Genomic DNA, 25,528 nt, shown 5'->3' on the forward strand with positions numbered 1-25,528 from the left:
GTGCCGCCAGGAGCGCATGGACGCCGCGACCAGAGCCTCGGCGCACGGGTACTGCTGACTGGTGGCGCCCTGCTGGGCGTCGGCCTGGCGTGGGTGCTGCTCCAGGACGGTGAGCCGCCGCTCCCGCCCGTCCACCCCGTCGCCGTCGTGGCCGCGCCCGCGCGCATCGCGGAGGTGACTCCGCGCCCCGTCGTGCGAGCGCAGCCCCTGGCCCCCCCGCCCGTTCCGCCCGCCGCGACGGCAGCCGCCCTCTCCGCCGCGCTGAGCGAGGAGCGGGTGGTGCTGCCATCGAGCGCCATCATCGAGGGCGTGGACGCGGACCAGCCGTGGGTGTGCACGGGCGAGCTGTTGACGTTGTCCGCTCGCACGGGAGGGAAAGCCGAACCGGGCATGGTCCCGCGCTGGGTGTGGCCGGGCTCGGAGACGGGCGCGGAGCTGCACCCCGGTGCGCGGCTCCCGTGGCGCGCACCGGCCACCGCGGGCCGGTACTTCGTGCACTTCCAGCTCTGCAAGGACCTGGGGGGCCGCCGGGTCGGCGTGCTGGCCGAGCAGGTCGTCGGCATCGACGTGCGTGCGTGTGGCGCGGGAGAGGGACAGGCCGACACGCTCCGCATCGAGGTCGCGCAGCGGGGCAACGAAGACTTCTCCTTCCGCGCGGTGTCGCTAGAGCCCGCTGCCGTCTACACCTGGAGCTTCGGTGATGGGACCTCCACCGTGACGACGGAGCCCGGGGCCACGCATGTCTATGCGAAGCAGGCCCCTGGCGCGCCGGACGTCCGTGGCTTCACCGTGTCGCTGTCCGCCCGTGGCAGGGAAGGGGAGCGGACCGCGACGCGGTTCGTATGGGTCCGGGGGCAGCCTCCTTCCGACGCACCTCCCGGGGCGAACCTGAAGGTCGAGCGGGTGCCCGGCCGCGCTGGGGAGGAAGGCTGGCGGAGCCGCGTCCAGGTCGACGTCCCCGAGGGCGGCGACGTCGCGTGGGAGCGGGTGGAGCGGCTCACCGTGAGCTGGGATGATCAGGTGGACGTCCGCACGAGCGGGTGGCGCGAGCTCATCACCGTGGAGGAGGACCTGGGGCGTGGCGGCTTCCGGGGCCACGTCACCGTGCCTCCCTCCAGCGTGCGGCCGGAGGTGAAGCAGGTCATCGACATCCTCCACGGGCGCGATGCGACGGGCCGGGAGCTGTCCCTGTCCTGGGCCTCCTTCAAGGCCGCGCCCCCGCGCCCGTCCGCGCCTCCTTCGGAGCGGCCTCCGCCGAAGTAGCGCGACCGGGACGAGCCCGGCTCCCGTCCGTCGCCTCGCGCTTCAGGGCGGACGCGCTGGGCCCCGTCCGGCCCACGGGCCGCTCAGCGCGCGTACCGCTCGCGGCGCAGCGGGCGCCAGCGGTAGGCGCACTCGGTGAGGTGCAGCACCGAGTCGAGCCTCGCGCCCGGAGCGAGCGGGCCCTCCTGGAGGTACTCGCAATACAACTGCACCGGGCTGGCGAAGCGCGCGTTCCAGGGCTCGCGGTCGATGGTCAGCACGTAGACGAACCCGTCGGCGACGCCGAGCGCGTCGTAGCACTCGACCAGGGGCTCATGCAGCGCGTCCAGGTCCGACCACACGCTGCCCTCGGGCGGCTGCGTCCGGGGCTCGGTGTCGAAGACGCCCACCAGCTTCCCTCCTGGGAAGGCGGGCTCCGGGTCCACGCCCACCGTGAGCAGGTCGCCCTCGCGCGCCATCACCATCCGGGCCTCGCCGAACTCGTGGAACTTGAACTCCTTGAGCGCGTTTCCCACGCCGCGCATCACCGGATCGCTGGTCTCGCTGCGCACGAAGTAGCCGCCGCGCCGCCAGGCGCCCCGCGCGTTGCGGTAGCGCACCGCGGCCCGGTAGCTCACCTGGTAGAAGCAGACGCCCAGCAGCGAGGACAGCCCCTTCGGCCGCATGTCGCGCAGCGAGGACATCAGCACCTGCACCCAGGCGGTGCCGTGGAAGACCTCCGGTTCCAGCGGCGCGGGCAGCAGGCGCGCGAGGAGGCCCGGGTCCACCGCGTAGTTGAGCGACAGGGCCTCCACCCAGTGCGTCTGCACCTGTGTGAGCCACGGCACGGAAGGACACGCCTCCATGCCCTCGGAGCTCGGGCTGGGGTCCTGGGCCTGGGTGAGCGCGGCGTGCGCCTCCCTGAGCGCCTCGTGCCCCGACGGCGTCAGCACCCACACCCCTCGCGAGGACTGCACCAGCCCCGTCGCGACGAGCCGCCGCAGCACCACGCCGGGCTCCACGACGCCGGCTTCCTTCAGCCGCGCGGTCAGCGCCCGCTCGGTGAGTCCGAGCGGTTCCATGGCCAGCGCCACCAGGGCCGCGAGCGCCTCCGGGCTCATACCAGCCGGGGTCCCGCGTCCCCGGCGGCGAGCCGCCGGCTCCGGGCGCGGTGGAGCGCGAGGCCGGAGCCGAACTGGACGAGGAACCAGAGTCCGCCCAGCACGCCGAACGCGTGGGACTCCAGGCGGGTCATCCCCAGGGCGACCAGCGCGAAGAGCAGGGCCATCCCGTACCAGACGCGGCCCATCAGCGCGCCCATGGACGCGAAGGACATGGCGAACAGGACGCACGCCACCCCGGGCACGAAGAGCCGGTCCAGCCCCAGCAGCAGGTTGAGCACCGCCACCAGCACCAGCCCTCCCATGAAGGTGGTCCAGATGGACCAGATCTGCCGTTCGATGAACGAGCGCACCCCGGCGGACTGGCCGCGCTTCATCACGAAGATGCTGGTCAGGTTGAAGGAGAGCAGCACGGTCCACAGCAGCACGAAGGGCCCCGGGCCGCGATGGCCCGCTTCCCAGAGCCCGTCCGTGGCCAGGAAGCCCCCGCCGTTGATGAAGGCGTGGAGCATCCAGATGGCGCCCCAGTTCTGGAGCGCGGTGTCGTCACGGGCCTGCGCGACGACCCGGCGCATGAGTTCAAGGGCCTGGGTGGCTTCGGTGCGATTCATCACCCGCGACGTTACTGCTTTTGCTGGACGCGCACGCGGTCCAACCCGCGAGCGGCCACCGGGCGCCGTCGCTCCTGGCGCGCGTCAGGCGCCCGCTTCGCTCGCGACGTCGGTGAGGGCCACGACGAGGGTGTCCAGCTCCCAGTCGATGGCGAACGTGGCGGCCTGCACCCGCGCGGGGGGCTTCGAGGCGCTGGCGAGCAGCCCCCGTGCGCGGCGCAGGGCGGCCGCGAGCCCCTTCGCTTCGAGGAAGAGGAGCGTCCCCGTGAGCCCCTGGCACAGGTGCTCGTAGTCGTCGCGCGCGCCCGCCGTGAGCGACGCCATGAGCGCGGGGCGCGCCTGCTCCAGCTCCTGGAGGGCGAGCCGGGCCAGCGCCGCGCGCGCCTGGGAGTCTCCCGCCGCCCGCTGCCCGAGCTTCGCGAAGCTGAAGTCCTGCGCCAGGGCCAGCGGGTTGTCGGCGGAGGCGGTGGGTTCGGGGGCGCGGAGGACCGGCGCCGGCGTGTGTTCGGGCCGGTCCGGAAGTTCGCGCGACGTGCACCGCGCCATCTTGTGGAAGAGGACGTCCGCGTCGAAGGGCTTGCCGATGAAGTCCGTGAAGCCAGAGGCCAGGATGCGGCCCTCCTGCCAGGCCCGCGCGGAGGCGGAGATGGCGATGACGGGCAGCTTGCGCAGCCGCTCGTCCGGGAGCTGCCGGATGACCTTCAGGGCATCGAAGCCGCCCAGCTCCGGCATGTGCAGGTCCATCAGCACAAGCTCGTAGGTGCCTTCGCGCAGCCGCTCCACCGCCTGCTGCCCGTTCTTGACGGCGTCGAACACGACGCCCCACTGCTCGAACCAGCGGGCGAGCACGTAGGTGTTGACCTCGCTGTCCTCGACCACGAGCACCCGCAGGCCCTGGAGCCCCCGCGTGGGCGATGCGCGGTCGGGCGCCGTGTCGGGGATGCCCGCGCGCGCCTTCATGCGCAGGTCGAAGCAGAAGCGGGTCCCCTTTCCCAGCTCACTGCTCACGGCCATCTTGCTGCCATGCAGCTCCAGCAGCTTGCGGCTGATGGAGAGGCCCAGACCCGTGCCCCCGTACTTCATCCCGATGTCGTAGTTCGCCTGGGCGTACTCCTCGAAGATGGCGGCGATGCGGTCCGCGGAGATCCCAATCCCCGTGTCGCTCACCTGGACGGTGAGGTCGCACACGTCGCCGTCCCGGGACCGGACGACGACGGAGAGCGTGACGTGACCCTTCTCCGTGAACTTCAGGGCGTTGCTCACGAGGTTCGTGAGGATCTGCCCGAGCTTGAGCGGATCTCCCAGGAGGCAGTGGGGGAGCTGCGCGTCCAGCTCCACCCGGAGCTGGAGCTTCTTCTCCTCGGCCCGGGCGGCCTGCCCGTTCACGATGCCGCTGATGAGCTCCCGGGGATCGAACTCGCGCTGCTCCAGCGCGAGCTGGCCCGCCTCGATCTTGCTCCAATCGAGGATGTCGTTGACCATCGCGAGCAGGGTGCCGGAGGACGCGCCGAGGACGCGCAGGTACTTCGCCTGCTTGTCCGTCAGGGGCGTCATCCCCATGAGCCGGGTGGCGGCGGTGATGGCGTTGACGGGGTTGCGCACCTCATGGCTGAGGGTCGCCAGGAGGCCCGCCTTGGACTGGGCGAGCTGTTCCGCCTTCCGGCGTGCCAGCAGCAGCTCGCGCTCGTAGCGCTTGCGGTCCGTCATGTTGAAGACGGTGAGCCGGACGCAGAGGGGCCTGCCCAGCGCATCCCGCATCTGCACGGCGTTGATCAACGCCGGGAGCGGAGGGCCGCCGGGGCAGGTCAGCTCCAGGGAGAGCTCGCGGACGAAGCCCTGCATCTGGAGGAGCGGCGCGAGGTGCGTCTCGTGGAAGATGCGGCCCGGGACCGTGAGCAGTTCGGAGAACCGCTTGCGTCCGACCAGGGCTTCTCGTGAATGGCCGGTCCAGGTCAGGAAGGTCTGGTTGACCTTGACGATGAGCCCCTCGGGGGTCGTGGAGAGGTAGCCGCACGGCGCGTTCTCATAGAGATCCTCCGCCGACTCCTCGAATGGTGCCCCCCTGGAGCTTGTGTCCTCCGCGTCATCCCGCATCGTCGGCTCAGGTGCCCAGGTAGGCTTTCATGGCGGCGACGGTCTCCGCGGGAGCGCTCAGGTTCGGGCAATGCCCGGTCGCCTTCATGAGCACCAGCTCGGCGGTGGGCAGGTTCCGGAACACGTACTCGCCCACGGCCTCCGACGCGATGACGTCATGGGAGCACTGGAGGACCAGGGACGGCGTCTTGACCCTGGGCAGCTCGGCCCGGTGGTCCGACAGGAAGGTGACGCGCGCGAAGTGCTTCGCGATCTCTGGATCCGTCCGGCAGAAGCTGTTGGTGAGCTCCTCGCCGAGTTCGGCCCGGTCCGGGTTGCCCATGATGACGGGCGCCATCGTGCTGGACCAGCCCAGGTAGTTGTCGTCGAGCGACTCCAGCAATTGTTCGATGTCCTCTCGCGAGAAGCCGCCGACATACCCCTCGTCGTTGATGTAACAGGGCGATGGGCCCACGAGCACGAGCCTGTCGAAGCGCTCTGGCTCCCGGATGGCCGCCAGCACCCCGACCATCGCGCTCACCGAGTGCCCGACGAAGACCCCCCGCTGGAGGTCCAGCGCGTGGCAGACCTCCAGGACGTCGTCCGCGTAGCCGTCCAGCGTCGAGTACTTCGTGCGGTCATAGGCGGCGATCTCCGAGCCCCCAGCCCCGACGTGGTCGAAGAGCACGGTGCGGTAGTCCCGCTCGAACTCGGGCGCCACGAACCGCCACATGTTCTGGTCGCAGCCGAAGCCATGGGAGAAGAGCATGGGCCGGGCGCCCTGACCCTTCACCTTGACGTTGTTCCGAGCGAGCACCCCCATGTGCGCCTCCCGTGATGAAGGGGAAAGACCGACGTTCACTCCCAGGCCAGGCGCGCGGCATCCGACCGTCGCTCCCGTATCCGAACGTCTGGAGCATGGGCCTTACTTCATTGTTCCTTCACCGAGTTTATGGATCACGCCCGGAATCCGTGAAGTGTCCGTGTTGGCTTGGCGTGAGTCTGGAATTCGCCAGGGCTGGCGGTTCGGACATGGCTTCCAGGTGCGTTCGGGCGTCTGCCCCGTCGTCGAACGCTCACTCGCTCAGGTGGTGGCGGTCCCCAGCCGTCGGCGCAGCCAGGCCTCGCCGCTCACCAGGCCGATGCCCGCGAGCACCAGGGCCGCGCCTGCGACGAAGCTCGTCGTGAGCGGCTCCTTGAGGATGAGCACGCCCATCGACACGCCGAACAGCGGCGTCATGAAGGAGAACACGGCCAGGTTGGACGCCAGGTAGCGGCGCAGCAGCCAGAACCAGGCGAGGTAGCTGGCGAAGGAGATGCCGATGCCCTGGAACAGCACGCTGCCCACCGCGATGGGCGTCAGGGTGACGTGCTCCGTCTGCCCGGTGGCCAACGCGACGCCCATCAACAGGACGAAGCAGAGGGCCAGTTGGTAGAACAGCGTCAGGCTCGGCGGCGCCTCGGAGAGGCGCGAGCCGCGGACCACCACGGTGGTGAGGCCCCATGCGAGGCCCGCGCCCACCGCGAGCGCATCCCCCAGCAGCGTCCGCGCGTCGAGCTGCGTGTGCGACGCCCCGCCGATGAACGCCAGGGCGATGCCGCCAAAGCACACGGCGATGCCCAGCCACTGCAACGGCCGCAGCCTTTCGCCGGGGAGCAGCAGGTGCAGCCCGAGCGCGGAGAAGACGGGCGCGGTGTAGAGGAACACCGCGACGTGGCCCGCGCTCGTGTACGTGAGGGCCAGCGCGATGAGCAGGAACTCCGCGCTGAAGAGCACGCCGGCGAGCAGCCCGCCTCGCAGCGTCCCCTGCCGCAGGCCCTCCCACCCCCCGCGCCACGTCATGAGGAGCCCCACGAGCAGCGCCGCCACGCCCGAGCGCAGCGCGGCCTGGAGGATGGGCGCGACGTCGTGCGCGGCCAGCTTGATGGCCACCTGCTGCATGCCCCACAGGGCGCACAGCCCCAGCATCACCTGGAAGCTGAAGGCGTCCGTGCCGCGACGCGTGCTCACGGGCGCACCTCCACCGGGCGGAGCGACGGAGCGGGGGCGACAGGAGGGCGGAGGGACGCGGTGCGTGACATGGCGGGGTGTGTCCGGGGCGGGCCTGCCCCTGATTAACCGTTACCGCCCTGCTGGGACAGCGCCCCCGGGGGGGAAGCGCTTCTACCGCTTGTAAGGGCAGGGGAGCCTCCGACGCGAGGCGTCCTGACGTGTCAGGCCAGGGGGCGAACGGGTCCGTCGGCCTGGCTGACGTGTCATCCCCGCGCAGCGGCGTCAGGGGGCGCTGGCGCTTCGTGGAGCACTTCGCGGGACCTGGGCAGGCCCCTCGCTTGCTAAGGGGCGGGCGTGGCTCCCCACGACGGGAGCCCGCGCTTCTCCATTCTTCCGAGGACACCCATGCGAGACACCCTGACGGGCTTGATGCTCACCCTGGCGGCTGCCGGCGTCGCCACGCCCACCGCCCAGGCCGCCAGCCACGAAGCCGTCACCCAGCGCCACTTCGCGTCCCTGCTGTCCGGGGCCGAGCCGAAGCTGGCGGAGCTGACCCTGTTCATGAACCTGATGCCCAAGGGGGGCGACCTGCATCACCACTACTCGGGCGCCATCTATGCCGAGCAGTACCTGGAGTGGGTGGACAAGCAGGGCTACTGCGTGAACAAGGCCACCTCGAAGATCCAGCTCCAGCGCCCCACGACCCCGGAGTGCGTCAGCGGCAAGGACCTGGCGGCGGACGACACGGCCTACCGCGACCTGTTGCAGCGCTGGTCCAGCAAGGACTTCAGCAACCACGGCGGGGCGAAGCCTCCTCCGGACCTCCAGTTCTTCAACACCTTCCTGTACTTCGACGACGTCGCCTCCACCAACAACCGCGAAGGGCTGCGGACGCTCAAGCAGCGCGCGCTCGCGGAGAACGTCGGCTACATCGAGACCATCTTCGAGCTGACCGCGGGGATTCCGGACGCCGACTTCGACCGCGACGTCGCGGCGGCGGGCCTGGACGACGCGAAGCTCCAGGCCCGGTTGACGGCGCAGCTGGCGAAGCTGGAGGCCGACCCCACCTTCCAGCAGGGCGTCCAGAAGTACGTCGCCCGGGTGAAGGACAGCAGCCAGGGCATCGACGATGAGAACTTCACGATGCGCTACCAGGCCTACGTGCTGCGCGCGCTCTCACCGTCGTTGGTGTTCTCGCAGATCGCCGCCGCGTTCAACATCGCGAACCAGGAGAAGCAGGTGGTGGCGGTGAACCTGGTGGGCGCCGAGAACGGGAACGTCGCGATGCGCGACTACCGCCTGCACATGCGGATGTTCCGGCTGCTGAAGGCCCGGTATCCGGACGTCAAGCTGGCGCTGCACGCCGGTGAGCTGGCGCTGGGCATGGTGCCGCCGGAGGGCCTCAAGTTCCACATCGCGGAGGCCGTCGGGGTGGCGGGGGCCAACCGCATCGGCCATGGCATCGACATCGCGCAGGAGAGCGACGCGCCGCAGACCCTGAAGACCCTGCGCGAGCGCGACATCCCCATCGAGGTGAACCTGACCAGCAACGAGTTCATCCTGGGCGTCAAGGGCGATGCCCACCCCGTCGCGCTGTACCGCAAGTACGGCGTCCCGTTCGTCATCTGCACCGACGACTCCGGCGTCACCCGCCACACGCTGTCGAACGAATACGTGCTGTTCGCCAGCCGCTACAAGCCCACCTACGCGGAGGTGAAGAAGCTCTCCTACGACAGCCTGCGCTACGCCTTCCTGCCCGAGTCGGACAAGAAGCGGCTGACGAAGCAGCTGGACACGCGGTTCGCGAAGTTCGAGGCCGACGTCGCCGCCATGCAGACGCGCGCCGTCCGCAAGTAGGCCACCGCTGCCGCGTCGGGAGGCCCGGCGGTCGGGCTCCTGGCGCGGACATGGACATGGGGCCCCCGCGTGGCCCCTACCGGGCGTGCTCTCCGCCGGAGGGCTTCCGGTCCGTGACGGAGGCGCTCTGGTAGATGTCGCCCAGGCCCGCGCCAATGCCCTCCCACGCGAAGGACTCCGCCAGCCGGCGGGCGTTCATCGCGAGCTTCTTGCACAGGTCCGGATCATTGCGCAGCCGGCGCAGGGCGTCGGCGAACTCCTGGGGGGACTCGGCGAGCAGGACGTCCTGGCCCTCCACCACGGGCAGGCCCTCCACCGCCAGCCGCGTGGCCACCACGGGCACGCCGGCCGCCGCCGCCTCCAGCACCTTGAGGCGCGTGCCGCTGCCCGCGCGCAGGGGGATGGCCGTCGCCAGCGCGCGCGCCAGGTGTGGCGCCACGGAGGGCACCGAGCCCGTCACCACCAGCCGCTCGTTCTCCAGGGCCCGCACGGACGCGGACGGGCTGCGGCCCACCACCATGAGCTTGCCCGGCGCCAGCTCCGACGACACCAGCGGCCACACCTCCCTGGCCAGCCGCAGCACCGCGTCCTCGTTGGGCCACCAGTCCATGGAGCCCACGAAGACCAGGTCGTTGCCCGCCTTCTCCGCGGGCACGAAGTCCGGCAGCTTCACGCCGTTGGGCACCACGTGCACCTGCTTCGCCCCCAGGGCGCGCAGCTGCGCGGCGTCCACCTCCGAGCACGCGAGCACGGAGTCCGCCTGACTCACGCACTCGCGCTCCAGCCGCTCCACGCGGTCGAACTGCCAGCGCAGGAAGGGCCGCAGCGGCGCCGCGCTCAAGGGCGCCATGCGGGCGAGCAGCTGGCTCTCCACGTTGTGCTCGTCGATGACCAGGTGCGCGGACGGGTTCAGCTCCCGCGCCAGGGGCAGCAGCTGCGCCATGTGCAGGTGGTCGAAGTGGATGATGTCGAAGGGGCCCTGCCGGGCCAGCACGCGGCGGAAGGCCTCCTGGAGGCGCTGGCGCGTGTAGCGCACGTAGGTGAGCGGCGTGCCCCGCAGGAAGGCCCGGGCGCTGCTCAGCGCCTCGGAGGGGGCCACCCGGGGCATGTCCACCAGGTGGAGGCGCGAGGCGGGGACGCCCAGCTCGCCCAGCCAGCGCGTGAAGCCCCCCGCGTCGTTGCCCGGCCGGTGGAGCGCGAGCACGTCCAGCGAGAAGCGCGATGCCAGGGCGCGCACCAGCTCCAGCGTGCGCAGGGTGCCGCCCGTATCCGAGGGCAGCGGGACGTAGGGAAGGACGGCGAGGACGCGACGCACGGTAGGGGCCAGATCCGGTTCAAGGAGACAGGTGGACGTGGCCTCGGGCTCCTCACCGAGGCCACCGGCTTGGTAAGCACCCGTGCGCAAGGGGCCCAGGGCCAGGGAACGTTTTTCCGTCAATGGCCAACAGATGCCCCTCCCGGAACGCCCCGCGCTACCGCACCGCGTCGTCCCACCGACGCCGTCACGCCTCGCGGTCCCGACCAGGGCGCGGTGCGGAGGGCGCCCATCCGCTCCTCCACGTTCATGGAGCGCCGGAGGGAGGGTCGGGCGCCGCGGGTCGCCGGAGTCCTCGAAAAGACGCCCCGTTTCCGGCATGAGGGGGGCGCGGATGGAACGGACGGAGGAAGCCATGAGCCTTCAAGAGAGCCAGGGTGCCGCGGCGCGCGAGCGCATCGCGCGGCTGCGACAGGTGATGCGGACCCGCGACGTGGCGGCGGTGTGGGTGCCGTCCAGTGATCCGCACCTGTCCGAATACCAGCCCGGCCGCTGGAAGGGGCGCGAGTGGATGTCTGGCTTCACCGGCTCCATGGGGACGCTGGTGGTGACCGCGGACTTCGCCGGCCTCTGGGTGGACAACCGCTACTGGGAGCAGGCGGACGCGCAGCTTTCGGGCACGGGCATCGCGACGGTGCGCACGACGAACGCGCCCGGGCTGCCGTTCATCGACTGGCTCGCCGCGAACGTGGCCCCGGGGCAGGCCGTGGCGGTGGATGGCGCGGTGCTGGGCCTGGGGCAGGCGAGGGCGGCATCCAGCCTGCTCACGGCGAAGGGCGTGACGCTGCGCACGGACCTGGACGTGGTGGGGGAGGCCTGGCCAAACCGCCCGGAGATGCCCGCGGCGCCCGTGTACGCGCATGACCTGGCGCCCATGTCGCGCGCCGACAAGCTCCAGGCGCTGCGCGAGGAGCTGGGCCGGCTGGGCGTGACGCACCACTTCATCTCCACGCTGGACGACATCGCGTGGCTGACGAACCTGCGCGGCGCGGACGTGGACTACAACCCGGTGTTCCTCGCGCACCTGCTGGTCGAGCCCGGCGCCGTCCGCCTGTTCATCGCCGACGGCAAGGTGCCGGACGCCCTGCGGCGGGCCCTGGAGGAGGATGGCGTCACGCTCGCCCCCTATGCGCAGGCGGCCCCGGCGCTGGGCGCGCTGCCGCAGGGCGCGAAGCTGCTGCTCGACCCCCGGCGCGTCACGTACGGCCTGCGGCAGGCGGTGGCGTCGGGCGTGTCGGTGGTGGAGGCGCTCAACCCGTCGACGGTGGCCAAGTCCCGCAAGACGCCCGAGGAGCTCGCGCACATCCGCTCCGCCATGGAGCAGGACGGCGCGGCGCTGTGCGAGTTCTTCGCCTGGTTCGAGTCGGCGCTCGGCCGCGAGTCCATCACGGAGCTGACCATCGACGCGCGGCTGTCCGCGGCGCGGGCCCGCCGCCCGGGCTTCGTGTCGCTGAGCTTCGCCACCATCGCCGCGTTCAACGCGAACGGCGCGATGCCGCACTACCGCGCGCTGGAGGAATCGCACGCGACGGTGTGCACGCCGGGGAGCCCCGCCCAGGGGCTGCTGCTGATTGATTCCGGCGGGCAGTACACGACGGGCACCACGGACATCACCCGCGTCGTCCCGGTGGGCGAGCCCACGGCGGAGCAGCGGCGCGACTTCACGCTGGTGCTGCGCGGGATGATCAACCTGTCGCTCGCGCGCTTCCCCCGGGGTACGCGCTCCCCGGCCCTGGACGCGCTGGCGCGCGCGCCGCTGTGGGCGGAGGGGATGGACTACGGCCACGGCACGGGCCACGGCGTGGGCTACTTCCTCAACGTCCACGAGGGGCCGCACGGCATCTCCCAGACGCTGCCCAACGACGCGCAGACGGCGCTGGAGCCGGGCGTGGTCACCTCCAACGAGCCGGGCCTCTACCGCCCCGGCCGCTGGGGCATCCGCATCGAGAACCTCATCGCCACGGTCCCCGCGGAGACGACGGCCTTTGGCGAGTTCCTCCGCTTCGAGACGCTGACCCTGTGCCCCATCGACACGCGGCTCGTGGACCCGGGCCTGCTGTCCAGGGCCGAAGCCGACTGGCTCAATGCCTACCACGCCACGGTGCGGGAGCGGCTGCTGCCCCTCGTGGAGGGCGCGGCGCGCGACTGGCTGCTGAAGCGGACCGAAGCGCTCTAGAGCCGCCGCGCCTCGCGGGACAGGGAGGGCCCTGTCCCGCGGCGGCGTGGAGACGCGCCCATACGGAGCGGGGCCCGGAAGCTGGCTCGATTTCCTTTCGAAGGCGACGGATGCCCTCCACCGTGCAACCACAAGGGGTGGCGGCTGGACGGCTGTCTCCAGGCTGTTCATGCTGGGCGTCGCGGGGATGGGCCCTGCCTGTCATTGGAGTGGATGCGAATGCGCGCTGTCTGGATGTTGGTGTTGGGTCTGGCGGTCCTTCCCCTCATGGCCTGCGGCAGCAGCGGCGCCGCTGGTGAGTCCTGCAGCAAGGACGGCTGCGACGTCGGATTGGAGTGCCGCCAGGACTTCCCCGGCGGCTTCTGTGCCCAGGAGTGCACCCAGGAAGGGGCGCAGGCCGGCTGCCCCGCCGACATGCTGTGCGCGCGTCAGTCGGAGTCGCTGATGTGCTCGCCCGTCTGTTCTTCCCAGGACGACTGCCGTGACAACTACGCCTGCAACGGCGTGAGCGGCACGGAACAGAAGGCGTGTCTCATCAAGCTGTAGGCCTGACGGACCCGCCGTCAACTTCGTCCCGTTTTGCCGCTCTGGCGCTTGATGCGCGGAATCCTGTGACGGCAGGCTCACGGGCATGAACCCAGCCCCCTGGTCGTCCTGCCCGCGTCTTGCCCGACGCCTGATGATGTTCGCGCTGCTCACGGCTTCGCTCGGGGCCTGCGCTCCGGAAGAGGACGCGCAGGCTCCGGAGCCCGTGGCCCGCGTGGAGTCCGAGCTGCCGGCGGGAGGGTGGCGGGTGCTGATGCCGTCCGGCGGCGCTCCCATCCGGGGCATCACCCGCCGCGCGGACGGGCGGCTCATCGGTGGTTCCAGTTGGGGCCACGGCATCAACGTGTGGATCAGCTCCAACGGGGGCGCGAGCTGGACCCTGCACGGCTCCGTCGCGAACAACCCGAACGTGGAGTTCGGCGACGTGACGATGCTGGCCATCCCGGGCACGCGCACCGTCTTCTGCGCCTTCCGCGAGTACGCCAACGGCCAGTTCCGCGTCACCATCACCCGCAGCGACAACGACGGTGACGGCTGGGTCTACGACAGCACCGTCGCCGGCCCGACGACGCGCTTCGTGGGCGCGCCCTTCCTCTTCCGGCGGGGCAACGGCGACCTGCAGGTCTATTACGATTCGGAGCTGCTGGCCGCGCAGGGCGGCTTCCCCGGCCACCAGTGGATCGCCATGCAGGGCCGCCGGGGCCTCACCGGCGCGTGGACCGCGTACGGCACCGTCACCGTGTCGCGCGACAAGCGGGCGGGCGCGCTCAGCCGCGAGGGCATGCCCACGGTGGTGCAGCTGTCCGGGGACCGCATCATGGCCGTCGTGGAGGGCGTGGAGGGCTTTCCCACCGGAGGCGCCCGGGCCAACGTCATCAACGCCGCGCAGTCCTGGGACGGGGGCCGCACCTGGGACGACTCGCTGCGCCGCACCGTGTACAGCTCGCGCATCGACCCGGGCTCCGGCCGCCGCTACAACGCCTACGTCCCCTACGCCATCCGCGTGGGCGGCGGCCCGGTGGGCGTCGCGTTCTGCACCGACGAGGACAAGGCCGGCCCGCCCGACCTGTCCAGCGCGCCGGTGGACCAGCGCAGCTGCCACGTCGGCTTCGTCAGCACCACGGTCAACTTCGAGACCTGGTCCGCCCCCAGCCCCGTCTGGACGGGCACGTCGCGCAACTACACCCCCGGCCTCTTCGAGCGCGCCCCCAATGACGTCATCGCCGTCATCGACGGGCTGGGCACGAACCGCGTCCTCCTCCGCTAGCCAGCAGGCGGCTGAGGGGCTCCGGGTGGGGCCGCCTTGTCGCGCCGCGTCGCGAGGCGCCCTCCGCCTGGGGCTCCCATTCCGTCCGGTATGTCTTCGCGCGTCATGCGGAAAAAACCCGGAGGTTGAAACCATTCCAGCGGTGACGACGTACCGCCGCTGTCCGAGGGGGCCTTGGTGCAATGGGGGGCCTGCCAGCAACATTCGTCCCGAAATGTAGAGAACTCCGGGAGCCGTTCTCGGTTTCCCCAAAGGTAGGAGAATTCCTTATGTCCCGCCCTGTTGATGGAGGCGCCGCCGCTGCCGCCGCCGCCGCCGCCGCCGCCGCCGCTGCTGCCGCCCGCGCCGCCGCCGAAGCCGCTGCTCGTGCCGCCGCCGCGAAGGCCGCTGCTGACGCCGCCGCGAAGGCCGCCGCCGAGAACGCCGCGAAGCAGCAGCCGAAGCAGCCCCAGGTGCAGCTCTTCAAGAAGGACGACTTCTCCACGGGCAACGTCAACAGCCGTGGCGCGAACCGGCTGACGGGCGAGTCCGCGCCGCCGTTCGCTCCGCCGGGTCCGGGCGGCGCGGGCGCCACGCCGGTCGCCGCCAACGCGGCGGATCCGCGCAACGCGCAGGTCAACGCAGAGGCTCCGCAGGGGACGCCGCCCCGCGCGGACGCGCTGCCCGCCACGCCGGAGGAGTTGCCCAAGCTGTTCCCGGAGCTGAAGGAGAAGAGCAAGGAGGACCTCAAGAAGGCCTACGACGCGCTCAACACGCTGGGCGCCGGCACGTTCTCCGAGCGCGCCACGGCCCTGGGCGAGCTGGCCTCGCAGTTCCCGGAGACGGTCCCCAACGCGCTGGAGCGCCTGGGCGTCAAGGACGACAAGCTGGCGAAGCTCGCCACCAACGCGGAGGCGCTGAGCTCCCTGGGGACGCTGAGTGACCCGAAGAAGACCCCGGTGGAGAAGGCCCAGGCCGCCCTCACCCTGGCGAAGTCCGCCGGGGACATCCTCAAGCCGGAGGACCTGAAGGGCGTGCTGGACACCGCGCTCAAGGGCCTGCCCGCCGCGGAGAAGCTCGTCGGCGCCATTGGCAAGTGGACGGACCCCAACGCGTCCGCCACGGACAAGGCCCGGGCCACGCTGGAGCTGGGCAAGGCGCTCAAGGACTTCGCCGGGGAGAAGTTCCCGGACCTGGCCAATGACCTGCGCAAGCTGGACGGCTCGCTGCGCGCCGCGGGCGCCGCCATCACGCTGGCGGACCCCAACGCGTCCCTCCAGGACAAGGCGCTGGCCGCCGCCCAGCTGCTCGCGGAGGTGCCCGACCTCAAGAAGGACCTCAAGGGCTTCACCGACCTGCTGAAGAACGCGGGCGTGAAGAACGCGTCGGAGGTGGCCCAGCAGGGCACGCGGCTGGCGGAGGTGGCGGTGAAGGGGCTGGACCCCGCGCTGGCGTCCAAGCTCACGCCCCAGCAGCTGGAGAAGCTCAACGCCGCCGCCACGAAGCTGGGCGGTCCGGGGTCGCTGGAGTCCGCCCTCAAGGGCATCACCGACCCCAAGGCCCTGGACAACCTGGTGGGCCAGCTGGGCACGCTGGACGCCGCCGCGGGCAAGCGGCTGGTGAGCGCCCTGGGCGGCATGGAGCACAAGGTCCTCAACGAGGTCCTCTCCGATCCGAAGACGGCCGAGCAGTTCGCGAAGCTCGCGGGCAAGCTGGACGACGACGCGGGCAAGGTCCTGGCCAGGGCCGTGACGGAGATGGACTCCGGCGCGCTCAAGGCGCTGCTCAAGTTCACCGACGGCGTGGGCGCGGACGCGCTCAACACCACCATCAAGGGCCTGGGCCCGCTGCTGGACACGGCGGGCAGCAAGCTCGTGGGCCAGGGCCTGAAGGTGATGGAGAAGGTGCTGGGCAAGGTCGGCGTGGAGATCACCGGCGAAGTGGCCGAGAAGGTCTTCAAGAACCTGGCGAAGGTCGTCCCGGTGGCGGGCGCGCTGCCCAACGCCATCGACGCGGCGAAGTTCGAGAAGGAGTCGCTGGAGCTGCACGGCAAGAACAACGACCTGGGCTACTTCGCGCACACCATCGCGGCGTTGAACGTCGCGGACGCGGGCCTGGGCATCGCGTTGGACCTCACCGGCGTGGGCGTGGCCGCGGACGTGGGCGCCAGCGTGCTGCTGGGCGCGGCGGAGCTGGCGATGGACATCGGCTTCCACCAGGAGAAGGCGAAGTACGAGGCCGACCCGGAGGGCTACGAGGCCCCGGGCTGGATGAAGGCCGTGAACATCGCGGGCGCCGCGGCCCAGGGTCCGGCGGGCCTGGCGCACATGGCCGCGTACTACGGGCCGGAGGGCGCCGCGCAGCTCCTGCAGTGGGGCGTGGAGACGGCCGCCAAGGGCGCGGTGAAGCTCGCCGAGTTCGTGGGCGTGTCGCAGGCGGAGGCGGCGGGGGATGGCCTGAAGACGGGCGCGGCCGTCATCCACAAGCTGGCGGACGTGGTGCGTAACCCGTCCAAATACGGCGAGGCCGTGGTCAAGCAGGCCACCGAGGCCTTCAACACCGCCATCGAGAAGGGCGGCGAGCTGGCGAAGGAGGCCCAGAAGGTCCTGGGCAGCGTCGTCGACGAGGCGAAGAAGCTGGGCGAGAAGGGCCTGGAGACGCTCAAGTACATCGCGCAGAACCCCGGCGCGGCCGCGAAGAAGGCGCTCGAGGGCATCAAGAGCATCGTCGACTCGGGCGTGGACCTGGCCACCCAGGCCGGCAAGGACCTCTACAAGAAGGCCGTCTCCACGCTGAACGACCTGAAGGCCGGCTACGACAAGCTGACCGGCGCCGCGAAGGAGAAGGCGAAGGAGCTCATCGACGGGGCGACGGCGCTCGTCTCCAGCACGGTGAACAAGGCGAAGCAGCTGGGGGAGAAGGGCCTGGAGCTGCTGGCCTGGACGGCCAACAACCCCGGCGAGGCCGCCACCAAGGCCAAGGAGGCCCTCACCGACGTCCTGGCCAAGGGCGGCGAGCTGGCGAAGAAGGCCTGGAACACCGTGAAGGACCTGGGGGCCCAGGGCGCCCAGCTGGCGGAGAACCTGGTGAAGGGCCTGGCCAACGCCGGCGAGAAGGCCGTGGAGACGCTCAAGTACATCGCGGAGAACCCGGGCGCGGCCCTGACGAAGGCGGGCGAGTGGGTCGGCAGCACGCTGTCGAGCATGGCCCGCAAGGGCGGCGAGGCGGCCAAGGCCGCGGCCGGCGCCATCAAGGACTTCGTCGACAACCGCGTGGAGTGGGCCAAGGACTTCGCCAAGGACCTGCTCAAGGACGGCGTGGAGTCCTTCATGAACGTCGCCAAGGCCTGGAAGGACAACCTCACCGACGGCGGCAAGGCGCTGCTCGTCGCCGTCGCGGACCTGCAGGACGCGGGCGTGGACGCGCTCAAGGACCTGGCGGGCGCGGGCGGGCAGCTCGCGGAGGCCGCCGTGGGCCACCTGGACGACCTGGCGCGCAAGGGCATTGAAACAGCCAAGGACGCGCTGGAGGGGCTCGCGAACCTCCCCGGCGAAGTGGGCAAGCTCGCGGGCGACGCCTTCAACTCCGTGAAGGACTTCCTGGACGACCTCATCCCGGACGACATCCCCGGCGTCCCCTTCGTCTAGCCAGCCTGTAGCTTTCTGTCATGACGGGGCCTGCTTCCAGTGCGGAGGCAGGCCCCGTCTGATTTTCTGGTGTTGATGGACTTTTCCGTTAATCGCGGTGCGTCATGGGTGTGAATCCAGACGGACCCACGGTGTCCGTGTCACCCAGTCGTGACAAAGCGCTCAAGGCAGACATGTTTGAGCGGAAAATTTCACGCTGGCTAAACTGTGAGATCTTAAATTTCGGATCTCACGCAACTCACTGGGAGTGATCTGGATAATCGGGACAGGAAACACAGCCGCTACCGAGGAATTCACGCATGAGCCTGTCCGCGACCACGTCCCAGCGCACGAACTCAGTTGCTTCGACTCGTTCTCAGGGAGTGACGGCGACGTCGGCGCGCAATGACGCCGCGAACCCGAACGCCATCCTCTCGCAGTACACGCCGACGGGCGCGTCCGCGCGCACGGCACGCCAGGACGGGCACCAGGCGGGAGTGGACGCGTCGAAGAAGATGGCGCAGGCGGACCTGCCCCGCATCCTGCCGCACAAGGCGGCCATCGAGGCGGCGGCGCAGAAGCACGGCGTGCCCCCGGCGCTGCTGGCGGCCATCGCGAGCCGCGAGTCGCGCGGTGGCGCGGCCCTGGACCGGACGGGCCACGGTGACGCGGGCAACGGCTTTGGCCTGATGCAGGTGGATCACCGCTACCACTCGACGAAGGGCGGGCCCACCAGCGCCGCGCACATCGACCAGGCGGCGGGCATCCTCAAGGGCTACCTGAACGACGTGAAGAAGGCGCACCCGGACTGGCCGGAGGCGCAGCAGCTGCGCGGCGCGGTGGCGGCCTACAACTTCGGCCCCAAGAACGTGAAGACCCAGGGTGGGATGGACCAGGGCACCACGGGCAACGACTACTCCAACGACGTCTGGGCGCGCGCGCAGGCGCTGGCGCCGAGCTTCGGTGGCGCGCCCGTGGGCGGCAACACCACGACCCAGCCGTCCTCCACCGGCACGAACACCCGCCCGACGCAGACGGCGGACTCCTTCGACCAGGGTGGCCCCAAGCGCTGGACCACCGCGCCGTCGCTGGCGCAGGTGCAGGCGGGCGGCGTGAAGCTGAGCGAGGGCATGCAGGGCCCCGCGGTGAAGCAGATCCAGGAGATGCTGGGCATCCCGGCGGACGGCAAGTACGGCCCCGTCACCCGCAAGGCCGTGGCGGAGTTCCAGAAGGCCCATGACCTGCGCCCGGGCACGGCGGAGGGCCACGTGGGGCCCACCACGCTGCGGACGCTGCAGGGCAACCGCGGCACGAACACCGGCAACACCACCGGTGGCACGAACACGGGCAACACGACGAACGGGACGAACACCGGCAACAGCACCACCGCGACGAACAACAACGGCGCGGTGCTGGGCAACGGCGTGCGCATCAACACGAACGACCCCACGCTGAAGAAGCTGGCCACCTCGCACCTGAACAACGGCGCGACGGGCTACTGCGTGCGCACGACGCTGGACAACATGACCCGCCTGGGCATCCCGAACACCCCCGCGGCCACGGGCAACGACCCGAACAACCCGCGCGGCGGCATGGCGCAGATGCTGCGCAAGGGCTGGGACTCCATCCCGTTCCCCGGCTCGCGTCAGCAGACCATCAAGAGCCCGTACGGCAACGCCACCGCGAACGTGGTGACCGCGGACCAGTACAAGAAGCTCGTCGCGGAGGGCAAGGTCCCGGACGGCGCCATCATCTTCCAGTCGCGCCACGGCTGGGACTACAGCGGCGGCTCCAAGGGCAACGACATGGGCGTCGTGCGCAACGGCGGCAAGACGACGCACAACTACAAGGACATGCCGTCCATCATCTACTCGGACTGCAAGGAAGTCGTGATCCTCGTCCCGAAGGGCGCCATCCAGCGCGACTGATGAGGGCCCGGTAGGCCTGGTCCCAGGAAGCCCGGTCCGGTGACGGATCGGGCTTTCTTCATTGCGGGCAGGGGAGCCCCGGGGCTCACGCGGCCGGCTTCGCGAGCAGCTCCGCCCCCCACCTCTTCGCCGCCTCCAGCAGCTCATCCGACAGCTTCGTGCCCCGGATGGCGCGCGACAGCGACAGGGCGCCATACATGAGCGCGATGGCCACCAGGGCCTTCTCGCGGTGGCGCGCGCCCGGGCCCAGCAGCTCCGCGAAGGACTGGGTGAACCCCTGCAGCTCCGCCTCCAGCGCGCCCCGGTACGGCTCTCCGGTGCGCGACACGTCCGCGACGATGCTGGGCAGCGGGCAGGTGGGGGCGGCGGCGTCGCGGTGCTTGCGCGACAGGTAGCCCTCCAGCACCCGCGCCGCGGGGGCCTGGGGCGCGTCCTCCTTCGCCTTGCGCACCAGCTTGTTCCACACCGTGCGCGTGGTGCCCCGGAGCGTCTCCGTGAACAGGTGCTCCTTGGACTCGAAGTGCCCGTAGAAGCCGCCCACCGTGAGCCCCGCACCCTTCATCACGTCCATGATGGAACTGGCCTGGATGCCCCGCTCCAGCAGCAACGCGGCGGCGGACGCGAGGATGGCGTCATGCGACTTCTGCTTCTGCTCCGTCTTCTGGGTCATGGCGGGTGACAGTAGTGATATTTCGACCATCATCCGTCAAGCCGCCATGAGGCGGGCGGGCAGGCTCAGGGCTTCTTCTTGCGCGAGCCGTCCTCGTAGAAAGCTTCGTCCTCCACGAGTCCGCCGTCCGGGTTCCAGCGCTTGCGCGCGGTGACGCGGTCCTTCGCCCACTGCGAGTCCTCCACGAGGACGCCGTTGTCGGCCCAGACCTGGCGCTGGCCCTCGGACCTGCCCTGGACGAAGTGCTCGCGCGACTGCGCGCCCCCGTCGGGGAAGAAGGACTCCGTCACGCCGTGGGGCTCGAAGCGGTGCTTGCCTTCGTCCAGGGCCAGGGCCTGCCGCTGGCGCAGCGAGCCGTCGTCCTCGAACTGGGACTCCACCGCGCGTTCGCCGGTGACGACGAACTCGCTCTTGCGCTCGCCGTTCTGGAAGTACTCCACGCGCTTGAGCTTCTTGCGGTCCTTCCAGGTGGTGACGAGCTTCCTGGCGCCGTCCTTGAAGTACTCCGTCTCGTCGCCCTCCATCTGCCCCTTGGCGTACGTCGTCGAGCGGCGGGGGGTCTCGCCGGAGTACACGGTGCTCAGCCCGTCGCGCAGGCCGGCGGCGTAGGAGATGGCGCTGGTGCGCTGGCCCTGGGCGTCGAAGGACTCCGTCACGCCTTCGCGCAGGCCGTTCTTCAGGGGGATGACGGACTTCTTCTGGCCGTTTGCGTGGAAGAACACGAGCGGGGAGGGGCCCTTCCAGACGCAGTCCTTGATGCCCGCCTCGTGCGAGGACTGGAGGCCGCAGCCGGCCTCCTTCAGCCGCCCGGTGTCGTCGTAGTCCGCGTAGGTGCTCTTCGCGTCCTCGGGCTGCCGGTCCACGCGGTGGGACACCTTGCCATTGGGGTGGTAGCGCACGCCTTCGCCGCGCTCGTTGTCGTCGGCGTAGGTGGACGTCTCCAGCAGCCGGCCGTCTTCGTAGCGCTTGAAACCGCCGTGTCGCTTGTTGGCCTTGTACTCCTGCTCCACGGCCCGGCCGTCGGACCAGCGGCGCACCTCCCAGCCGTCCTTCTTGCCGTCGCGGTAGGCGACGGTGTGCGTCTCCTTCTTCGTGTCCCGGTCCACGCAGCGCACGGTGCCGGTGATGCCCGCGGTCGAGTTGCCGTTGTCCAGGTTGATGGGTTTGCCCTTGAACTGGCAGTCCTCCACGGCCCAGGAGGGGAGGGCGAACAGGGAGGCGGAGAGCACGACGAGGCGGATCACGGGAGGCGCGCGCATGGGTTTCCAGGAGGAGACGGATGGTGCTCGCGCCACCCTAGCCCCACGGACCGGAGCCAGGAACCGTGTGGGGCCGGGAGCCGTGGTTTATGGTCTGGGCACGCGCCGGCACCGGGAGCCTTCCATGGGCAGACAACAGTCATTCGTGGAGCGCCGGAGGCGTGAGCGCGCCCTGTCGCTCATGGCGCTGGTGCTGGGCGGCGCCATGCTCGCCCCACGGCAGGTCCAGGCCCAGGAGTCCGAGGGCGTGCGGACCCACCTGCGCTCCGCGCACCAGCTCTACGATGCCCTGGAGTACGAGCGCGCGCTGGAGCGGCTCGCGGATGCCCGGCGCTTCGCCGCCAGCGACGCGGACGACGTGCTCCTGTCGCTCTACGAGGGCGTCATCCTGGCGGACCTGGGCAAGAACGAGGCGTCCACCGCTGCGTTCAAGTCCGCCCTCCAGCTTCAGCCCCGGGCAGTGCTGCCGCTGAAGGTCTCGCCCAAGGTGGAGCGCAGGTTCGAGGACGTGCGGCGGCAGGTGCGGCGTGAGCGGGAGGCGCAGCTCGCGCTGGCCCCTTCGTCGGGGGATTCGTCCGCACCGGGCGCGCCCACGTCCCCGATGACGGCGGGGTCCCAGTCCTCCCTGGAGGAGGTCTCCGGGCGTGGCGGTGCGCGAGCGAAGGCGTGGATCCCCGCGACGGTGGGCGGGGCGCTGCTGGTGGGCGGTGGGGTCTCCTACCTCCAGGCCCGGAGCGAGCGGTCGCGGCTGCGCAACGACGACCCGAGCCTGACCTCCTCCTCGGACGTGGACCGGAGCGTGTCGCGAGGAAAGACCTTCCAGACGGTGGGCTGGGTCCTCGCGGGGGCGGGCGTGGCGGGGCTGGGGCTCTCCGCGGGCATGTACCTGCTGGGCGCGCCCCAGGGGCCGGGGACGCTGGCGCTGGGCACGGACGGGACGTCCGCCTTCGTCTCCGGGAGGTGGCCGTGAGCGCGTTCGCGAGGTGGGCGGTGCTGGTGGGGGGCCTGCTGCTGCTCACGGGGTGCATCGACTTCGACCAGGAGGGGCGTGAGTTCTGCCTGCGCAACCCGGAGCGGTGCGGCGTCCTGGGGCCTGATGCTGGGGGCGAGGAGGACGGCGGGGACACGGAGGATGGCGGGGACCCGGAGGATGGCGGGGGCGTGGACGGCGGGGGCGTGGACGGCGGGGAGGGCTTCGATGGAGGGACTCCGGACGCGGGGCCGTTCCTTCCCCCGCTCCTCATTGAGCGACCCCCGGCCTCCTTCGAGGTGAAGCCGCGCGACCGGGTGACGCTCCGGGCCGTCGCGGAGGATCCCCAGGGCAGCGCCCTGCGCTTCGCCTGGGTCGCGAACGTAGGCTCGCTGGACGCCGCGCAGGACACCGGCACCACGAGCCAGGTCGTCTGGACGGCGCCCCCGTGCCTGGACCCTGGCGTCACGGCGTCCTTCACCCTCACGGTGAGCAACGCCCTGGACCTGGCGGTCATCGCCCGGTTCTCCGCCACCGGGTTCCCCGCCTGCCCGACGTGGACGCGCATCAGCGGCATGGGCCGAGCACGTTCGGGTGCCTCGGCCACGCTGCTGACGTCCGGCAAGGTGCTGGTGGCGGGCGGCCGGGAGGGCGCGAGCGGCACCGTGTCCCTGGCCACCGCGGAGCTGTATGACCCGGCGAAGGGCACCTGGGCCCTGACGGGGGGCATGGCCGCGGGCCGCGCCCTGCACACGGCGACGCTGCTGCCCTCTGGCAAGGTGCTCGTCGTGGGCGGCGCGAACGGCGCCGCGGTCCTGGCGTCGGCGGAGCTGTACGACCCGGTGGCGGGAACCTGGGCCCCCGCCGGAAGCCTGGCCGTGGCCCGCGCCCATGCCACGGCGACGCTGCTGACGTCCGGCAAGGTGCTGGTGGCGGGCGGCAGCGACGTGGACGCCAGCGCGACCCTCGCGACCGCGCAGCTCTACGATCCGGCGACGAACACCTGGACCGCCACGGGCAGCCTGCTCAGGGGCCGCACCGTGCACGCGGCGGTGCGGCTGGCCTCGGGCCGGGTGCTGGTGGTGGGGGGCGTTGGAAACAGCGGGGTCCTGTTCCCCACGGAGCTCTACGATCCGGCGACGGGCGCCTGGACCGCCACGGGCGCCCTGGCCTCCTACCGCGTCGCCGTGGAGGCCACGCTCCTGCCCACGGGCCGGGTGCTGGTGACCAGCGACAACAGCGCCCAGGCGGAGCTGTATGACCCGGGGACGGGCACCTGGACCCGCACGAGCCGCATGGTCACGGGCAGCCAGTTCCACAGGGCCACGTTGCTGCCCTCGGGGCAGGTGCTGGTGACAGGGGGCCAGGAGGTGAACGGCGAAGCGTTCCTCGCCCGCGCGGAAATCTATGATCCGCCGACCGGCACCTGGGCCGCCACGACCCCGCTCTTCCGGGGACGCGTCTTCCACACGGCCACGTTGCTGCCGTCGGGCCAGGTGCTGGTGACGGGGGGCGATGGCGGCGGCTCACCCCTCAGCACCGCGGAGCTCTTCTCCATGCCCTGAGGCGGGCGGCCTGTCGTCGAAAGACAACGGGCCGGGCACGCTCGAAGCGCACCCGGCCCGGAACCCAGGGTGTGTCTGTCGCGGACTAGCGCGTGGCGACGGCGGGCTGCTCGGGCTTCGCGACCACGGTGTCCTTGGCGGCCTGGATGGCGGCTTCGATGTCCAGCTTGCCGCCGGTGATGACCTTGCCCTTGAGGTCCGCGTCCTGCTCCACCGTCTTGATGAGGAGGTCGCGCACCTGCACGGCCGTCAGGTCCGGGTTCTCCGCGAACATGCGCGCGGCGGTGGCGGCCACGGTCGGCGTCGCCATGGAGGTGCCGCTCATCTCCTCCCACTTGTTGCCCGGCACGGTGCTGAGCACGTCCTCGCCCACTGCGGCCAGGTCCACCACCTTGTCGCCGTGCGACGAGAAGCGCGCCAGCTTGTCGTTGTTCTTGTCCATCGACGCGATGGTGATGACGTTGGGCAGGTCGATGTTGGCGGGCATGTCCGCCACGTTGTTCATGTTGCTGCCGTTGCCGTTCGCCGTGGCCGCGACCAGCAGGATGTCCGCGTCCGCCAGCTTCTGCACCGCCGCGGTCCAGCGCTCCTGGTCCGCGGGGGAGCGGTACGTGTTGCCGAAGCTCGCGTTGGCGGCGCGGATGTTCACGCCCTGCTCCGTCTTCAGGTTGACCAGGTAGTCCACCGAGCGCTCGAAGTTGGTGAGCAGGTCCGCGCCGTCGTACAGGCCGCCCACGCTCAGGATCTTCGCCTTGCCGGCCGCGATGCCGGTGTTGCCCTCGCCGTTGTCCTCGGCCGCGATGATGCCCGCCACGTGCGTGCCGTGGTCCGTGCCGTCGCCCTTGAACGGGTCGCCTCCGCCGGTGCCCACGTTGAAGCCGTGGATGTCGTCCTTGACGCCGTTGCCGTCGTTGTCGATGCCGTCGCCCGCGACCTCACCGGGGTTCGTCCACATCGCGTCGTCCAGGTCGGTGTGCTTGAAGTCCACGCCACCGTCGATGACCGCGATGACCGGATCACCCGACGGCTTGGGCTTCGGCTGCGACGGGTCCACCTTCTTCGCGTCGACGACCTTGTTCGCGTCCGGCTTCACCGCGACGTTGGACGAACCGAAGGCGAAGGCCGACGCCGGCACGCTGCCCGCCGGGGCCGCGGGACGGCCCGTGGGGCGGTCCACGAAGTTGTTGGGACGCGCACCCCGCGTCTCGAAGCCGTCACGCACCGTGAGGGGCTTCTGCTTCGGCGCTTCCGCGCGGGAGGTCTCACCCGTACGGGTCGTGGGGGCGACGGAAGCGGGCGACTTGCGGTTGATTTCCATGGTGTTCCTCCG

At 70.9% G+C, this 25,528-nt stretch carries 18 protein-coding genes; 9 read left to right on the forward strand and 9 right to left on the reverse strand.

Features of this window, described 5'->3' with window-relative positions; all coding sequences use genetic code 11:
• Nucleotides 1–1,263, forward strand: a complete 1,263-nt coding sequence (locus OV207_RS31265) for a PKD domain-containing protein (protein ID WP_267558664.1) — start codon at nucleotides 1–3, stop codon at nucleotides 1,261–1,263.
• An 83-nt stretch (nucleotides 1,264–1,346) separates the two neighbouring features.
• On the opposite strand, the gene OV207_RS31270 is transcribed toward OV207_RS31265, so the two are convergent.
• The 5 genes from OV207_RS31270 to OV207_RS31290 form a co-directional block, all read right to left on the reverse strand.
• Nucleotides 1,347–2,363 carry a DUF2071 domain-containing protein gene (locus OV207_RS31270; protein WP_267558665.1) on the reverse strand — a complete coding sequence of 339 codons (1,017 nt, stop codon included), beginning with the start codon at nucleotides 2,361–2,363 and terminating at the stop codon, nucleotides 1,347–1,349.
• Entirely contained in the window at nucleotides 2,360–2,974 is a 615-nt protein-coding gene (locus tag OV207_RS31275) for a hypothetical protein (RefSeq protein ID WP_267558666.1), read from the reverse strand. Before OV207_RS31275 ends, OV207_RS31270 begins: the two co-directional genes overlap by 4 nt.
• An 84-nt stretch (nucleotides 2,975–3,058) precedes the next feature.
• Nucleotides 3,059–5,068 (reverse strand): PAS domain-containing hybrid sensor histidine kinase/response regulator, encoded by a 2,010-nt coding sequence (locus OV207_RS31280; protein WP_267558667.1) that lies wholly within the window; start codon nucleotides 5,066–5,068, stop codon nucleotides 3,059–3,061.
• Nucleotides 5,069–5,075: 7 nt separating this feature from the next.
• On the reverse strand, nucleotides 5,076–5,870 hold the full coding sequence (locus tag OV207_RS31285; RefSeq protein ID WP_267558668.1) for an alpha/beta fold hydrolase: 795 nt from the start codon (nucleotides 5,868–5,870) through the stop codon (nucleotides 5,076–5,078).
• 261 nt (nucleotides 5,871–6,131) lie between these two features.
• Complete coding sequence (locus tag OV207_RS31290; RefSeq protein ID WP_267558669.1) at nucleotides 6,132–7,058, reverse strand: DMT family transporter; 927 nt, start codon at nucleotides 7,056–7,058, stop codon at nucleotides 6,132–6,134.
• Between the two features lie 387 nt (nucleotides 7,059–7,445).
• On the opposite strand from OV207_RS31290, the gene OV207_RS31295 reads away from it, so the two are divergent.
• Entirely contained in the window at nucleotides 7,446–8,897 is a 1,452-nt protein-coding gene (locus OV207_RS31295; protein WP_267558670.1) for an adenosine deaminase family protein, read from the forward strand.
• Nucleotides 8,898–8,973: 76 nt separating this feature from the next.
• On the opposite strand, the gene OV207_RS31300 is transcribed toward OV207_RS31295, so the two are convergent.
• Nucleotides 8,974–10,212, reverse strand: a complete 1,239-nt coding sequence (locus OV207_RS31300; RefSeq protein ID WP_267558671.1) for a glycosyltransferase family 4 protein — start codon at nucleotides 10,210–10,212, stop codon at nucleotides 8,974–8,976.
• A 355-nt stretch (nucleotides 10,213–10,567) separates the two neighbouring features.
• On the opposite strand from OV207_RS31300, the gene OV207_RS31305 reads away from it, so the two are divergent.
• The 5 genes from OV207_RS31305 to OV207_RS31325 all read left to right on the forward strand — a co-directional run bounded on the left by OV207_RS31305 (nucleotide 10,568) and on the right by OV207_RS31325 (nucleotide 19,734).
• On the forward strand, nucleotides 10,568–12,388 hold the full coding sequence (locus OV207_RS31305) for an aminopeptidase P family protein (protein WP_267558672.1): 1,821 nt from the start codon (nucleotides 10,568–10,570) through the stop codon (nucleotides 12,386–12,388).
• 219 nt (nucleotides 12,389–12,607) lie between these two features.
• The gene (locus tag OV207_RS31310) at nucleotides 12,608–12,934 is read left to right on the forward strand and encodes a hypothetical protein (protein ID WP_267558673.1); all 327 of its coding nucleotides are present in this window, start codon (nucleotides 12,608–12,610) and stop codon (nucleotides 12,932–12,934) included.
• Between the two features lie 85 nt (nucleotides 12,935–13,019).
• Complete coding sequence (locus tag OV207_RS31315) at nucleotides 13,020–14,201, forward strand: sialidase family protein (protein WP_267558674.1); 1,182 nt, start codon at nucleotides 13,020–13,022, stop codon at nucleotides 14,199–14,201.
• A 269-nt stretch (nucleotides 14,202–14,470) separates the two neighbouring features.
• A complete protein-coding gene (locus OV207_RS31320) occupies nucleotides 14,471–17,827 on the forward strand; it encodes a Dauer Up-regulated (RefSeq protein WP_267558675.1) in 3,357 nt (1,118 codons plus the stop codon).
• 299 nt (nucleotides 17,828–18,126) lie between these two features.
• A complete protein-coding gene (locus OV207_RS31325) occupies nucleotides 18,127–19,734 on the forward strand; it encodes a peptidoglycan-binding protein (RefSeq protein WP_267558676.1) in 1,608 nt (535 codons plus the stop codon).
• Nucleotides 19,735–19,819: 85 nt separating this feature from the next.
• Here the strand turns inward: OV207_RS31325 and OV207_RS31330 are convergent, their stop codons facing one another.
• Both OV207_RS31330 and OV207_RS31335 read right to left on the reverse strand, forming a co-directional pair.
• Entirely contained in the window at nucleotides 19,820–20,404 is a 585-nt protein-coding gene (locus OV207_RS31330) for a TetR/AcrR family transcriptional regulator (RefSeq protein WP_267558677.1), read from the reverse strand.
• 65 nt (nucleotides 20,405–20,469) lie between these two features.
• On the reverse strand, nucleotides 20,470–21,663 hold the full coding sequence (locus OV207_RS31335) for a toxin-antitoxin system YwqK family antitoxin (RefSeq protein WP_267558678.1): 1,194 nt from the start codon (nucleotides 21,661–21,663) through the stop codon (nucleotides 20,470–20,472).
• Nucleotides 21,664–21,787: 124 nt separating this feature from the next.
• On the opposite strand from OV207_RS31335, the gene OV207_RS31340 reads away from it, so the two are divergent.
• Nucleotides 21,788–22,633 carry a hypothetical protein gene (locus OV207_RS31340; protein WP_267558679.1) on the forward strand — a complete coding sequence of 282 codons (846 nt, stop codon included), beginning with the start codon at nucleotides 21,788–21,790 and terminating at the stop codon, nucleotides 22,631–22,633.
• Nucleotides 22,630–24,198 (forward strand): Kelch repeat-containing protein, encoded by a 1,569-nt coding sequence (locus OV207_RS31345; RefSeq protein ID WP_267558681.1) that lies wholly within the window; start codon nucleotides 22,630–22,632, stop codon nucleotides 24,196–24,198. The genes OV207_RS31340 and OV207_RS31345 overlap by 4 nt, the downstream gene beginning before the upstream one ends.
• 85 nt (nucleotides 24,199–24,283) lie before the next feature.
• Here OV207_RS31345 and OV207_RS31350 read toward each other — a convergent pair whose 3' ends face one another.
• On the reverse strand, nucleotides 24,284–25,516 hold the full coding sequence (locus OV207_RS31350; protein WP_193430457.1) for a S8 family serine peptidase: 1,233 nt from the start codon (nucleotides 25,514–25,516) through the stop codon (nucleotides 24,284–24,286).
• Nucleotides 25,517–25,528: the final 12 nt, after the last annotated feature.

The organism is Corallococcus sp. BB11-1 (genome assembly GCF_026626625.1).
GTDB classification, from domain to species: domain Bacteria; phylum Myxococcota; class Myxococcia; order Myxococcales; family Myxococcaceae; genus Corallococcus; species Corallococcus soli.